This is a genomic window from Pseudomonas sp. LTGT-11-2Z, from assembly GCF_003691445.1.
Taxonomy (GTDB): Bacteria; Pseudomonadota; Gammaproteobacteria; order Pseudomonadales; family Pseudomonadaceae; genus Aquipseudomonas; species Aquipseudomonas monteilii.
Map to the genome: position 1 here is coordinate 384347 of NZ_CP033104.1, position 13433 is coordinate 397779.

Annotated in this window: 11 protein-coding genes; 6 read left to right on the forward strand and 5 right to left on the reverse strand. The window is 62.4% G+C overall.

Features of this window, described 5'->3' with window-relative positions; all coding sequences use genetic code 11:
- Positions 1-19 precede the first annotated feature (19 nt).
- The 3 genes from D8767_RS01810 to D8767_RS01820 form a co-directional block, all read right to left on the reverse strand.
- Positions 20-334, reverse strand: coding sequence for a DUF2388 domain-containing protein (locus D8767_RS01810; RefSeq protein WP_019098663.1), 315 nt, complete (start codon positions 332-334; stop codon positions 20-22).
- Positions 335-422: 88 nt separating this feature from the next.
- Positions 423-2096, reverse strand: a complete 1674-nt coding sequence (locus tag D8767_RS01815) for a GspE/PulE family protein (RefSeq protein WP_016712600.1) — start codon at positions 2094-2096, stop codon at positions 423-425.
- A 96-nt stretch (positions 2097-2192) separates the two neighbouring features.
- Entirely contained in the window at positions 2193-2498 is a 306-nt protein-coding gene (locus tag D8767_RS01820; RefSeq protein ID WP_016712599.1) for a hypothetical protein, read from the reverse strand.
- Between the two features lie 126 nt (positions 2499-2624).
- Between D8767_RS01820 and D8767_RS01825 the strand changes: the two genes are divergently transcribed.
- The gene (locus tag D8767_RS01825) at positions 2625-3095 is read left to right on the forward strand and encodes an Lrp/AsnC family transcriptional regulator (protein WP_016712598.1); all 471 of its coding nucleotides are present in this window, start codon (positions 2625-2627) and stop codon (positions 3093-3095) included.
- Positions 3096-3196: 101 nt separating this feature from the next.
- Here the strand turns inward: D8767_RS01825 and D8767_RS01830 are convergent, their stop codons facing one another.
- Complete coding sequence (locus D8767_RS01830) at positions 3197-4591, reverse strand: inorganic triphosphatase (protein ID WP_016712597.1); 1395 nt, start codon at positions 4589-4591, stop codon at positions 3197-3199.
- A gap of 114 nt (positions 4592-4705) precedes the next feature.
- Here D8767_RS01830 and argE point away from each other — a divergent pair, with 114 nt between their 5' ends.
- Both argE and argA read left to right on the forward strand, forming a co-directional pair.
- Complete coding sequence (gene argE / locus D8767_RS01835; protein WP_122048273.1) at positions 4706-5848, forward strand: acetylornithine deacetylase; 1143 nt, start codon at positions 4706-4708, stop codon at positions 5846-5848.
- A gap of 123 nt (positions 5849-5971) precedes the next feature.
- Positions 5972-7270: an amino-acid N-acetyltransferase gene (argA, locus tag D8767_RS01840; RefSeq protein ID WP_016712595.1), complete on the forward strand. Its 1299-nt coding sequence runs from the start codon at positions 5972-5974 to the stop codon at positions 7268-7270.
- An 89-nt stretch (positions 7271-7359) separates the two neighbouring features.
- Here argA and D8767_RS01845 read toward each other — a convergent pair whose 3' ends face one another.
- Entirely contained in the window at positions 7360-8736 is a 1377-nt protein-coding gene (locus D8767_RS01845) for a glutamine synthetase family protein (RefSeq protein ID WP_016712594.1), read from the reverse strand.
- Positions 8737-9310: 574 nt separating this feature from the next.
- On the opposite strand from D8767_RS01845, the gene D8767_RS01855 reads away from it, so the two are divergent.
- The 3 genes from D8767_RS01855 to D8767_RS01865 all read left to right on the forward strand — a co-directional run bounded on the left by D8767_RS01855 (position 9311) and on the right by D8767_RS01865 (position 13345).
- Positions 9311-10669, forward strand: coding sequence for a glutamine synthetase family protein (locus D8767_RS01855; RefSeq protein ID WP_016712592.1), 1359 nt, complete (start codon positions 9311-9313; stop codon positions 10667-10669).
- A gap of 46 nt (positions 10670-10715) precedes the next feature.
- Positions 10716-12077, forward strand: a complete 1362-nt coding sequence (locus D8767_RS01860; protein WP_016712591.1) for an aspartate aminotransferase family protein — start codon at positions 10716-10718, stop codon at positions 12075-12077.
- A 170-nt stretch (positions 12078-12247) separates the two neighbouring features.
- Entirely contained in the window at positions 12248-13345 is a 1098-nt protein-coding gene (locus tag D8767_RS01865; RefSeq protein ID WP_016712590.1) for a polyamine ABC transporter substrate-binding protein, read from the forward strand.
- Positions 13346-13433 lie beyond the last annotated feature (88 nt).

Below are 13433 nucleotides of genomic sequence, written 5' to 3' on the forward strand. Positions count from 1 at the left end.
GTGGGGGCGAGCGACGCGGTTATTCGGCTACCGCATTCTTGGCCAGGATGGCATTCGCCAGCTCCATGTCAGAAGCCTGCATCCCCGGGTTCTCCGCCCGCACCTGCTTCAACGCCGCCTCCAGAAACGGCCCGCGAATGGCGCCTTCGCTGGCCACGAAGCTGCCGGCATCATCCTGTGCCGCTACTACCAGCTTGTGATCGTGCGAGGTCAGGTAGCTCGATGCCGTGGTCGCACCGGAAGTCATCACGTTACGCCAAAAGGTATCGGCCATGGCCGAGCCAATAGGCAGAGAAAGCAAGGCAGCGGCGGCGATGGCGGTTTTGAGACGCATGTTGAAACACCTCGAAGGGTGAGGGTTGAAGATGCGCCGTTGGATCTTTTCCGGTGAGGCAAGTTCCTTGAATACAAAGGACTTTTCGTCAGTTGCAGACGAGTAGCACTTCCTCTGGGCGGGTTTGCCCGCTAGCCACTTTGGCCTCCCCGCAACGGCGCAGGTCAATGAGTCCATCGGCCAGCGCCTGGCGCCGCAGATGGGTCAGGTCGGCGTTCGGTCCAATCAGGGCGCGCAGCTTCTCGCTGGGTTGCAGCAGTTCGAACAACCCTGTGCGCCCGTGGAAGCCAGTGCCACGGCAAGTTCGGCAGGTTGCTGATGCATGGGCCTGGCAGTCTGTGCACACCGTACGCACCAAGCGCTGAGCCATGACCCCGACCAGGGTCGCCTTGATCAGGTAGTCGGCTACACCCAGCTCTTGCAGGCGGGTGATGGCCGAACAGGCATCGTTGGTATGCAGGGTCGACAACACCAAGTGCCCGGTCAGCGCTGCCTGCACTGCCACCAGCGCGGTTTCGCGGTCGCGGATTTCGCCGATCATGATGATGTCCGGGTCCTGGCGCAGCATGGCCCGCACCCCGTTGGCAAAACCCAGGTCCAGTGCAGGCTGCACCTGCAGCTGGTTGAAGGCGGGTTCCAGGCGTTCGATTGGGTCTTCGATGGTGCACAGGTTGACTTGTGGCGTGGCCAGCAGCTTGAGGCTGGCGTACAGCGTGCTGGTCTTGCCGGAACCCGTGGGGCCGGTGACCAGAATGATGCCCTGGCGCTGGCGCAGCAGGCTTTGCCAGCGGGCCAGTTGCGGCCCTTCTAGGCCGAGGCGGTCGAAGCCCTCGTGCACCTGGTGCGGGTCGAACAGGCGCAGTACCAGTTTTTCGCCGAACGGGGTCGGCAGGGTAGACAGCCGCAGCTCCACCTCGCCGCCACCCGGCAGCCGGCTTTGCAGGCGACCGTCCTGTGGCCGGCGCTTTTCTGCAACATCCATGCGGCCCAGGTGTTTCAGGCGGCTGACCATCGCCAGGGTCACGTTGGCGGGAAAGGTATAAACGGTATGCAGCAGGCCATCGATGCGGTACCGCAGTTGGCCCTGTTCGCGGCGAGGTTCCAGGTGGATATCGCTGGCGCGTTGCTCGATGGCGTACTGCAGCAGCCAGTCGACGATATGCACGATGTGCGCGTCGTCCGCGCTGGCCTCGGATTGACGCTTGCCCAGCTCCAGTAGCTGTTCGAGCTCGCCCAGGCTGGCCGACTGCTGGTGTTGCGCGCCTTTCACCGACTGGGCCAAGCGCTGGAACGACTGCCCTGACTGGCGGATCTGCGCCGGGCTGGCCAGCACGCGGCGGATTGGCCGGCCTAGGCTGCGGGCCAGGTCTGCCTGCCAGTCATCCTGGTAGGGCTGGGCGCTGGCGACGGTGATGCTGGACGCGTCGGCGGCGACAATGAGGATGCCGTGGCGCTGGGCGAAGGCTGGGGAGATCAGGCCGGCGACCTGGGGCAGGTCGAGCTGCATGGGGTCAATGCGCAGGTAGGGCTGGCCGACCTTGCCGGCCAGCCATTGGCAGAGGCGGTCCAGGTCCAAAAGCTGGCCGGGGTGTTGGCGGTCTTGCCGTCCGCAGGCGGCGATCAGTTCCAGCGGGTGGCTTGCAGGGTGGGCGGCGGCGTGTTCGAGGACTTGCAGGGTGTCGTTGGCGTGCAGGTGCTGGTCGGCGAGCAGGGCTTCGAGCACGCGCTTGAGGTCGAGTGCCGGGTTGTCGGGAGTGTGCATGTTGGCGTCCGTGCCTGATGAGGGAGTCCTGACCAAGGCTAGACGGATGGGGGAGGTGCACCGAAGCTGAAGGGTTTCGGGATTTTGCTGTGGCTATCAGACCACCGCCAGCTCCACCCGTTGCTGGTTGGTCAGGCTCACTTCACCCACACACACCAGGTTACGCAGTTTCTGCGCAATCACCTCGGCCCGGTGCCAGCTCAGCCCGCCAATGCCGACTTCGATATTCAACCAGTCGTCCTGCTGGCTGACCTGCACGCTGTGCGGCGTCAGGAACTGCAGGGCAAACAGGTTGAGCACCCGGCACAGGCTGTCGGGCTCGGCTTCCGCTTGCAGGCGGTAGTGCACGGTGCTGTGGGCGTTGCTGGCGGCCCAGGTGTCGGTACGGGGCTGTGCGTTCATGCTGGTCTCCGCGAATGTTGGAGAAATTCTTGCACGTTGAGGGCGGTATTTTTTCGCTATGATTTGGCTGTTTTTGGGACTAGTCGAATAGATCTATTCGAAAATTGCTTATTTGGAGAATCATCGATGCACAGTGAGCTGGATGCCTACGACCGTCGTATTCTTGAGTTGCTACAGGAAGACGCTTCGCTGTCCAGCGCGCAGATCGCCGAGCGTGTGGGGCTGTCGCAATCGCCGTGCTGGCGGCGCATTCAGCGGTTGAAGGAGGAGGGGGTGATTCGTGGGCAGGTGACCTTGCTGGACCGCAAGAAGGTCGGCCTGAACACGCAGATTTTCGCCGAGGTGAAGCTCAATGCGCACGGGCGCTCCAACTTCACCGAATTCACCGAGGCGATTCGCGGGTTTGCGGAGGTGCTGGAGTGTTATGTGCTGATGGGGTCGGTGGACTTTCTGCTGCGGATCGTCACATCGGACATCGAGGCTTACGAGCGCTTCTTCTTCGAAAAACTGTCGAACGTGCCGGGTATTCAGGAAGTGAATTCGATTGTGGCGTTGTCTGAGATCAAATCCACCACCAGCCTGCCACTGTCGCGTTGAAGCATTCACGAGCATGCCCGCTCCCACAGGTATTGCGCCAAGCCTGAGGCCTGCGCTGTACCTGTGGGAGCGGGCGAGCCCGCGAAGAAGGCGACGCGGTATCACGCCTTGAGCAGATGCTTCCAGCCGCGGCTCTGATCCACCGCCCGAGCTTGCTCGATACGTGCTTCCAGCAACTCAGCGGTGATCGATTGCTCCGCCTGTTCATCGCTGATTGGTTGTACCGCCAGCTCATGCAGCTTCTTCAGGTCGCCATACAGGCGGTCCATCTGCGGCGCTTCGAGCACCTGGCGGGCATGGTGCAGCCAGGCCAGCAGCTGTTCGATTCGTGGCAATTGCTCGGCCAGGTCTTCCGGGCGCTGGGTGTACAGCGGCAGCTTCAACGCGCGGCCTTCTTCGCCCAGCAGGTGCCCCAGCCAGCTGGCCAGCTGCGCCTTGCCCTGACGCTCGCCACGGCCCTTGCGCTCGGCGGTCCAGGCGCGGGCCAGCAGCCAGCGCGAAGTTTCCAGCGAGAACTGGCCCCAGCGCACGTCTTCCAACTCTTCGGCGAACTGCTCGGGCGCGGCGCGGCGAATGTCTTCGTCATCGTTGCCGGCCTGCACCAGCGGGCGCCAGTCTTCCAGCAGGGCGTCCAGGCTACTGCGCAGGTCGCGGGTAGTGGCGCGCGGCGCGGCCTGGCCCAGGCTGGCGGTGATGGCGCGCAGCTCGCTCAGGCACTCGACCCAGTCCTGCAGCAGGCGCCAGTGGCCGTTGTGGCGGTATTGCTCGGCCAGACGCTGGCTGCTGCCCAGCAGTTGCCAGGCCAGGGCGGCGTAGGCATCGTCCACGGCCATTTCGGCGTCCAGCTCGGTGTGCGGCAGGCTCAGCTCGTAACTGTCCGGCTCAAGCAGGCGGTAGCCACGCTCGGCCTTGCTGATGTCGCAAGGCATCAGGGGCAGGCTGGCGGCCAGCTCGGCGGCCAGCTCCAGCAGGGCTTGTGGTTCGCCTTCGCGCAGTTCCAGCTCCAGCTCGCAGATTTCTTCCTTGCGCTTGCCGGCGATCACGAAGCCTTGGTCCAACGCAGCCTCGATCACGACTTTGCTCTTGCCACGGCCCCAGGCGATTTCAGCGTATTCACGGCTGAAGTCGGTGGTGAACAGTGGCTTGATGGTTTTCTTGTCCAGGTTGGCCAGTTGCTCGGGCCAGCAGGTGGCGTCCAGCTTTTTCAGGTCGAGCTTGACCTTGTCCAGGTTCCACTCGTACTCGTTGCGCTCGGACAGGCCTGCCACGCTGGTGCCGCGGCACTTGAGGGTCTGGATGACGGCGTCGCCGTCGCGGCGCAGGCGCAGGGCAACACGGGCGGCGGACAGCTCACGCTCGGGGGTGTCGAAGTACTGGTTGAGCAGTTCGCGGGTCTGCCAGCCGGACTTGTTGCGCTTTTTCAGCAGAGGGTGCTCGCGCAGGGCGGCAAGGGTCTCGCGGCTGGCGCGGAGCTTCAGTTCGGTTTCTTTGTGCATCACAGACTCGAAGGGGGGCGTGGTTGACGCAGAGTCTACAGCAGTCCGCCGCCAACGGTTTATTCCAGACAGCGGATAGTCCTATGATGGGTAACGCTTCCGAGGAGTATGCGCATGCCGTTGCCGACGCTGAAAGACCAGTTTGCCGCCTTGATCGCCGCGCCTTCGGTCAGTTGCACCCAGCCCGCGCTGGACCAGTCCAACCGCCAGGTCATCGACCTGTTGGCCGGCTGGCTTGGCGACCTGGGTTTCACGTGCGACATCCAGCAGGTCAGCCCCGGCAAGTTCAACCTGCTGGCCAGTCGTGGCAACGGCCCGGGCGGCCTGGTGCTGGCCGGGCACAGCGACACCGTACCTTACGAGGAACAACTGTGGGCCAGTGACCCGCTGAAGCTGACCGAGGTCGATGGCCGTTGGGTCGGCCTGGGCAGCTGCGACATGAAGGGCTTCTTTGCCCTGGTCATCGAAGCCGTCATCCCGCTGCTGGAGCACGACTTCAAGCAGCCATTGCTGATTCTGGCCACTTGCGACGAAGAAAGCTCCATGTCCGGTGCCCGCGCCCTGGCCGAGGCCGGCCGGCCGCTGGGCCGCGCGGCGGTAATCGGCGAGCCGACCGGGCTACGGCCGATCCGCATGCACAAGGGCATCCTCATGGACCGTATCGACATCCTCGGACGCAGCGGCCATTCGTCGGACCCAAGCCTGGGCCGCAGCGCCATGGAGGCCATGCACGCGGTAATGGGCGAACTGATGGGCCTGCGCCAGCAATGGCAGCAAACCTACCGCAACCCGCAGTTCACCGTGCCGACGCCGACCCTGAACTTCGGCTGTATCCACGGGGGTGACAACCCCAATCGCATCTGTGGCCAGTGCGCCCTGGAATTCGACCTGCGGCCGTTGCCGGGCATGGACGTGGAGCAACTGCGCGCCGCCATTCGCGAGAAGCTGGTGCCGGTGGCCGAGCGCCATGATGTGCGCATCGACTACGCGCCGCTGTTCCCGGAGGTACCGCCGTTCGAGCAGGCCGCCGATGCCGAGCTGGTGCAAGTGGCGGAGCGCCTGACCGGCCACCGCGCCGAAGCGGTGGCGTTCGGCACCGAAGCGCCTTATCTTCAGCAGCTGGGCTGCCAGACTCTCGTGCTGGGCCCTGGCGACATCGCCTGTGCCCACCAGCCCGGCGAATACCTTGAAATGTCACGAATCGAGCCTACCGTGCGTCTATTGCGTGACCTGATCCGGCACTATTGCCTGAACTAAACGTCCATTGACCTGATTCGTTCCTGCCTAGAGGAGACCGCGCGTGACCGCAAGCCTGTTCCGACGATGATCCTGAACGCCCCTGTACCGCCGTTCTCCGTCCACTTATCCACAGGCCCTGTCATGCCCGACTACGTCAACTGGCTGCGTCATGCCTCCCCGTACATCAATGCCCATCGCGACTGCACCTTCGTGGTCATGCTCCCAGGCGATGGGGTGGAACACCCTAATTTTGGCAACATCGTCCACGACCTGGTGCTGCTGCACAGTCTTGGCGTGCGCCTGGTGCTGGTGCATGGCTCGCGCCCGCAGATCGAAAGCCGCCTGGCTGATCGCGGCCTGACCCCGCACTACCACCGTGGCCTGCGCATCACCGATGCCGCCACCCTGGATTGCGTGATCGATGCCGTCGGCGCCCTGCGCCTGGCCATCGAGGCACGCTTGTCGATGGACATCGCCGCTTCGCCCATGCAGGGCTCGCGCTTGCGCGTGGCGTCCGGCAACCTGGTCACGGCGCGGCCGATAGGCGTGCTCGAAGGCGTGGACTACCACCACACCGGCGAAGTGCGCCGGGTCGACCGCAAGGGCATCAGCCGCCTGCTCGACGAGCGCTCCATCGTGCTGCTGTCGCCGCTGGGTTACTCGCCCACCGGCGAAATCTTCAACCTGGCCTGCGAAGACGTGGCCACCCGCGCTGCCATCGAGCTGGGCGCCGACAAGCTGCTGCTGTTCGGCGCAGAGCCGGGGCTGCTGGATGCAGATGGCAAGCTGGTGCGCGAGCTGCGCCCACAGCAGGTTGCGCCACATCTTCAGCGTTTGGGCAGTGATTACCAGGGCGAGCTGCTGGATGCCGCCGCCGAGGCCTGCAAGGGCGGTGTGGCGCGTAGCCATATTGTCAGTTATGCCGAAGACGGCGCGTTGCTGACCGAGCTGTTCACCCGTGGCGGTGGCGGTACGTTGGTGTCGCAGGAGCAGTTCGAGGTGGTGCGCGAGGCGACCATCGAGGACGTGGGTGGCTTGTTGGAGCTGATCAGCCCGCTGGAAGAGCAGGGCATTCTGGTGCGCCGGTCGCGTGAAGTGCTGGAACGGGAAATCGAGCAGTTCAGTGTGGTGGAGCGCGAGGGCATGATTATCGCCTGTGCGGCGCTGTACCCGATTGCTGACTCCGAGGCAGGGGAGCTGGCGTGCCTGGCGGTGAACCCGGAGTACCGCCATGGCGGGCGTGGGGATGAATTGCTGGAGCGTATCGAGAGTCGGGCGCGGCAGATGGGGTTGAATACCTTGTTCGTGCTGACGACGCGCACGGCGCACTGGTTCCGTGAGCGCGGGTTTGCGCCTAGTGGGGTTGAGCGGCTGCCGGCGGCGCGGGCTTCGTTGTACAACTACCAGCGTAATTCGAAGATTTTCGAGAAGGCTCTGTAAGCCTGTGCCGGCCTCTTCGCGGGTATACCCGCGAAGCAGGCGACGCGGTCCGGAATGAAAAACGCCGCCCTTGTGGGCGGCGTTTTGGTTTACACGGTGTGCAGGTACCAGTTGTACTCAAGGTCGGAGATGGAGTGCTCGAACTCCTCCAGCTCGCTCTCCTTGCACGCGACAAAGATGTCGATGTACTTCGGATCGATGTACTTGTTCAGGATCTCGCTGTCGTCCAGCTCGCGCAGGGCATCGCGCAGGTTGTTCGGCAGGCTCTGCTCCAGTTGTTCGTACGAGTTGCCTTCAATCGGCTCACCCGGCTCGATCTTGTTGGTCAGGCCATGGTGCACACCGGCCAGCACGGCAGCCATCATCAGGTACGGGTTGGCGTCGGCACCGGCCACGCGGTGCTCGATGCGCACGGCGTCCGGCGAGCCGGTCGGCACGCGCAAGGCCACGGTGCGGTTGTCCAGGCCCCAGCTCGGCGCGTTCGGTACGTAGAACTGTGCGCCAAAGCGGCGGTACGAGTTCACGTTCGGGCAGAGGAACGCCATGGACGCGGGCAGGGTCTCGAGCACACCGCCGACAGCGTGACGTAGCGCGGCGTTCTGCTCGGGATCCTCGCTGGTGAAGATGTTGTTGCCATCTTTGTCCAGCACGGAAATGTGTACATGCAGGCCGTTGCCTGCCTGGCCCGGGTAGGGCTTGGCCATGAAGGTGGTGTCCATTTCATGGTCGTAGGCGATGTTCTTGATCAACCGCTTGAGCAGTACCGCGTAGTCGCAGGCCTTGAGCGGGTCGGCCACGTGGTGCAGGTTGACTTCGAACTGCGCCGGGGCGCTTTCCTTGACGATGGCGTCGGCCGGGATGCCTTGCTCTTTCGCGCCTTCGAGGATGTCCTGCAGGCAGTCGGCATATTCGTCGAGGTCGTCGATCAGGTACACCTGGGTCGACTGCGGGCGTTTTCCCGAAATTGGCGAGCGCGGCGGCTGCGGGCGGCCGTTCACGTTCTCCTGGTCGATCAGGTAGAACTCCAGCTCGAACGCGGCACAGATGGTCAGGCCCATTTCGGTGAACTTGCTCACCACCTGGCGCAGCACTTCACGCGGGTCGGCGAAGAACGGCTCGCCTTCCAGCTCGTGCATGGTCATCAGCAGCTGGGCAGTCGGGCGTTTTTGCCAGGGTTCGTTGGAGAGGGTGCCAGGGATCGGGTAGCAGATGCGGTCAGCATCGCCGATGTCCAGGCCCAGCCCGGTGCTTTCGACGGTGGAACCGTTGATGTCCAGGGCGAAGAGGGAGGCAGGCAGGTTGATGCCTTTCTCGTAAACCTTGTGGAGGCTGGTGCGCTCTATGCGCTTGCCACGCACCACACCATTCATATCTGCAATCAGAAGGTCAACGTAGAGAACCTCAGGATGTTCCTTAAGGAACGCGTTCGCTTCGTTAAGCTGAACGGCACGCGGGGGTACCGACATGATGCAACACCTTTGTTGTTAAAAATATCAATCAAGGGGGGCTTGCAGGACCAGTCAATCGAAAAGCCATACTGATGTCAAGCCAACCCCATGATGCCCTGAAATGGCACATCTACGGCAGATTTGCTGCATATCGGGGCAAGCCATTATCCGCTATTTCCCGCGTAAAGGGCTATCTCCGACACGCCGTGTTTTATTTTTTACGGAGGTGTTGTGTAAAAAAATGAACAAGGCTAAGCTCGGTCTCAACCCAAAACACAATAATACGAGGGTCACATGGTCCGCTTGCCGCGACCTGAAAGCACTGCCTGCGCAGTGCCGTCGGGTACATCCGCCGTTTTTGCAAGCTTCGTCAATGGCGTGGCCGCCCTGGCCGCAATAATTGACGTTTGGCGCTCCCGGGCCCGCCCTCGTAGCGGCTTGCCGCTCTTCGCTTCGTCTTCCTGCCTTTCGAACTCATTACGGACACAGCTGTTTTCAGTGTATCCACTGTGGCTCTGCGCGGGGGTTTTTGCTTTAGCAATGTACTCCATCCAGAATCAGAGCGTGGACCACCTTACCTCCTGAGGTATTTATGAGTAACAACCTCGACCAGCTCACCGATTGGTTGAAAGAGCACAAGATTACCGAAGTCGAATGCATGATCAGTGACCTGACCGGCATCACGCGCGGCAAGATTTCGCCTACCAACAAATTCATCGCCGAAAAAGGCATGCGCCTGCCCGAGAGCGTGCTGCTGCAGACCGTGACCGGCGACTACGTCGACGACGACATCTATTACGAACTGCTCGATCCGGCAGATATCGACATGATCTGCCGCCCTGACGAGAAGGCCGTGTTTCTGGTGCCGTGGGCCATCGAGCCGACCGCGCAGGTGATCCACGACACCTACGACAAGAAGGGCAACCCGGTCGAACTGTCGCCGCGCAACGTGCTGAAAAAAGTGCTCAAGCTCTACGCCGACAAGGGCTGGCAGCCGATCGTCGCGCCCGAGATGGAGTTCTACCTGACCAAGCGCAGCGAAGACCCGGACTTCCCGCTGCAGCCACCGGTTGGCCGTTCGGGCCGCCCGGAAACCGGACGTCAGTCGTTCTCGATCGAAGCCGCCAACGAATTCGACCCGCTGTTCGAAGACGTCTACGACTGGTGCGAACTGCAACAGCTGGACCTGGATACGCTGATTCACGAAGACGGCACGGCGCAGATGGAAATCAACTTCCGTCACGGCGACGCGCTGCATCTGGCCGACCAGATCCTGGTGTTCAAGCGCACCATGCGCGAAGCGGCGCTCAAGCACAACGTGGCCGCTACTTTCATGGCCAAGCCGATGACCGGCGAGCCGGGCAGTGCCATGCACCTGCACCAGAGCGTGGTCGACGTGGCCACCGGCAAGAACATCTTCAGCAACGAAGATGGCAGCATGAGCGCGCTGTTCCTCAACCACATTGGTGGCCTGCAGAAGTTCATCCCCGAGGCGCTGCCGCTGTTCGCCCCTAACGTCAACTCGTTCCGCCGCTTCCTGCCTGATACCTCGGCGCCGGTAAACGTGGAGTGGGGCGAAGAAAACCGCACCGTCGGCCTGCGCGTACCGGATGCCGGCCCGCAAAGCCGCCGCGTCGAGAACCGCCTGCCGGGCGCCGACGCCAACCCGTACCTGGCCATCGCCGCGAGCCTGCTGTGTGGCTACATCGGCATGGTCGAAGGCATCGAGGCCAGTGCGCCGGTACAGGGCCGTGGCTACGAACGCCGCAACCTGCGCCTGCCGCTGACCATCGAAGACGCCCTGGAACGCATGGAAAACAGCCGCGCGCTGGTGCAGTACCTGGGCAAGAAGTTCATCACCGGCTACGTCGCCACCAAGCGCGCCGAGCACGAGAACTTCAAGCGAGTCATCAGTTCCTGGGAGCGTGAGTTCCTGCTGTTTGCTGTCTGATCAACTTGGTGCCGCAGGATGCGGCTGTCGAACAACGGAGAAGCACATGAGCGTCAACAACCCGCAAACCCGTGAATGGCAAACCCTGAGCGGGGAGCATCACCTCGCGCCCTTCAGCGACTACAAGCAGCTGAAGGAGAAGGGGCCGCGCATCATCACCAAGGCCCAGGGTGTGCATTTGTGGGATAGCGAGGGGCACAAGATCCTCGACGGCATGGCTGGCCTGTGGTGCGTGGCAGTGGGTTATGGCCGTGAAGAACTGGTGCAGGCGGCAGAAAAGCAGATGCGCGAGCTGCCGTACTACAACCTGTTCTTCCAGACTGCCCATCCGCCTGCGCTGGAACTGGCCAAGGCAATCTCCGACGTGGCGCCGCAAGGCATGACCCATGTGTTCTTCACCGGCTCCGGCTCCGAAGGCAACGACACCGTGCTGCGCATGGTCCGCCATTACTGGGCGCTGAAAGGTAAGCCACAGAAGCAGACCATCATCGGCCGCATCAACGGCTACCACGGCTCCACCGTGGCTGGTGCCAGCCTGGGCGGCATGAGCGGCATGCACGAGCAGGGCGGCCTGCCGATCCCGGGCATCGTGCATATCCCGCAGCCTTACTGGTTTGGCGAAGGCGGCGACATGACCCCGGATGAGTTCGGGGTGTGGGCGGCCGAGCAGCTGGAGCAGAAAATCCTCGAAGTCGGCGTAGACAATGTCGCCGCCTTCATCGCCGAGCCGATCCAGGGCGCCGGCGGCGTGATCATCCCGCCGGAAACCTACTGGCCGAAGGTGAAGGAGATCCTCGCCAAGTACGACATCCTGTTCGTCGCCGACGAAGTGATCTGCGGTTTCGGCCGTACCGGCGAGTGGTTCGGCTCCGACTACTACGACCTCAAGCCTGACCTGATGACAATCGCCAAGGGCCTGACTTCCGGTTACATCCCAATGGGCGGTGTGATCGTGCGTGACACCGTGGCCCAGGTACTCAGCGAAGGCGGCGACTTCAACCACGGCTTCACCTACTCCGGCCACCCGGTAGCGGCCGCCGTGGGCCTGGAAAACCTGCGCATCCTGCGTGACGAGAAAATCGTCGAGAAGGCGCGCAGCGAAACGGCACCGTATTTGCAAAAGCGTTTGCGTGAACTGCAGGACCACCCTCTGGTGGGCGAGGTACGCGGCCTGGGCCTGCTCGGCGCGATTGAGCTGGTCAAGGACAAGGCCACCCGCAGCCGTTACGAAGGCAAGGGCGTGGGCATGATCTGCCGCACCTTCTGCTTCGAAAACGGCCTGATCATGCGCGCGGTGGGTGACACCATGATCATTGCGCCGCCGCTGGTGATCAGCCATGCAGAGATCGACGAACTGGTGGAAAAGGCACGCAAATGCCTGGACCTGACGCTCGAAGCGATTCGTTGACAGTTTGCTAGGCTAGCGATGTGACATTAAGTCGTTACAAGGCCCTGCTTTCCTTGATACAGAGCCTTGTAACTTGCCAGACTAGCGGCTGTTTCAGTCGCCGCGCGCTCTGCACCGTAGGTCCTGGCTGCTGAACAGATGGCTAAATAAAAAATTCTGGAGCATTACGCATGAATAAAATGGGCAAGACGTTGCTGGCCGCCGCCCTGATGGGTGCCATGGCTACCGCTGTTCAGGCTGAAGACAAGGTGTTGAACGTCTACAACTGGTCGGACTACATCGCACCAGACACCATCGCCAAGTTCGAGAAGCAGACCGGTATCAAGGTCAAGTACGACGTCTTCGACAGCAACGAAACCCTCGAAGCCAAGCTGCTGGCCGGCAAGTCGGGCTACGACATCGTGGTGCCGTCCAACAACTTCCTGGCCAAGCAGATCAAGGCCGGTGTGTACGAAGAACTGGACCGCTCCAAGCTGCCGAACTGGAAGAACCTCGACACCGACCTGCTCAAAGCCGTTGGCGACGCCAGCGACAAGGACAACAAGCACGCCTTCCCGTACATGTGGGGTTCGATCGGCATCGGCTACAACCCGGAGAAGGTCAAGGCCGCGCTGGGCGTGGACAAGATCGACTCGTGGGACGTGGTGTTCAAGCCTGAGAACATCGCCAAGCTCAAGAGCTGCGGCGTGAGCTTCCTCGACGCCCCGACCGAAATGCTGCCAGCCGCGCTGCACTACCTGGGCCTGCCGACCGACAGCACCAAGAAAGAAGACCTGAAGGCCGCCGAGGACCTGTTCCTCAAGATCCGTCCTTCGATCACCTACTTCCACTCGTCCAAGTACATCGGCGACATGGCCAACGGCAACATCTGCGTGGCCGTCGGTTACTCGGGTGACCTGGAGCAGTCCAAGGCCCGCGCACACGAAGCTGGCGACAAGGTCAAAGTGGACTACGTGATTCCGAAAGAAGGTGCCGGCACCTTCTACGACATGGTCGCCATCCCGAAAGATGCCGAGCATAAAGACGCTGCCTACCAGTTCATGGACTTCCTGATGCAGCCGGAAATCATGGCTGAAATCACCAACGCCGTGCGCTTCCCGAATGGCAACGCTGCCGCTACCCCGTTCGTGGACAAAGACATCACCAGCGACCCGAGCATCTACCCGCCAGCCGAAGTGAAGAAGCAGCTGTACGCAATCGCTGCGCCTGAAGCTTCTGCCCAGCGTGTGATCACCCGCAGCTGGACCAAGATCAAGTCGGGCAAATAACCCCGATGCGGCACCTCTGGGTCGGGGTTTCCCGGCCCAGAGCCAGTGAAAGGCAATTGATGATTGCGGCATCGAAGCTGCGAAGGTA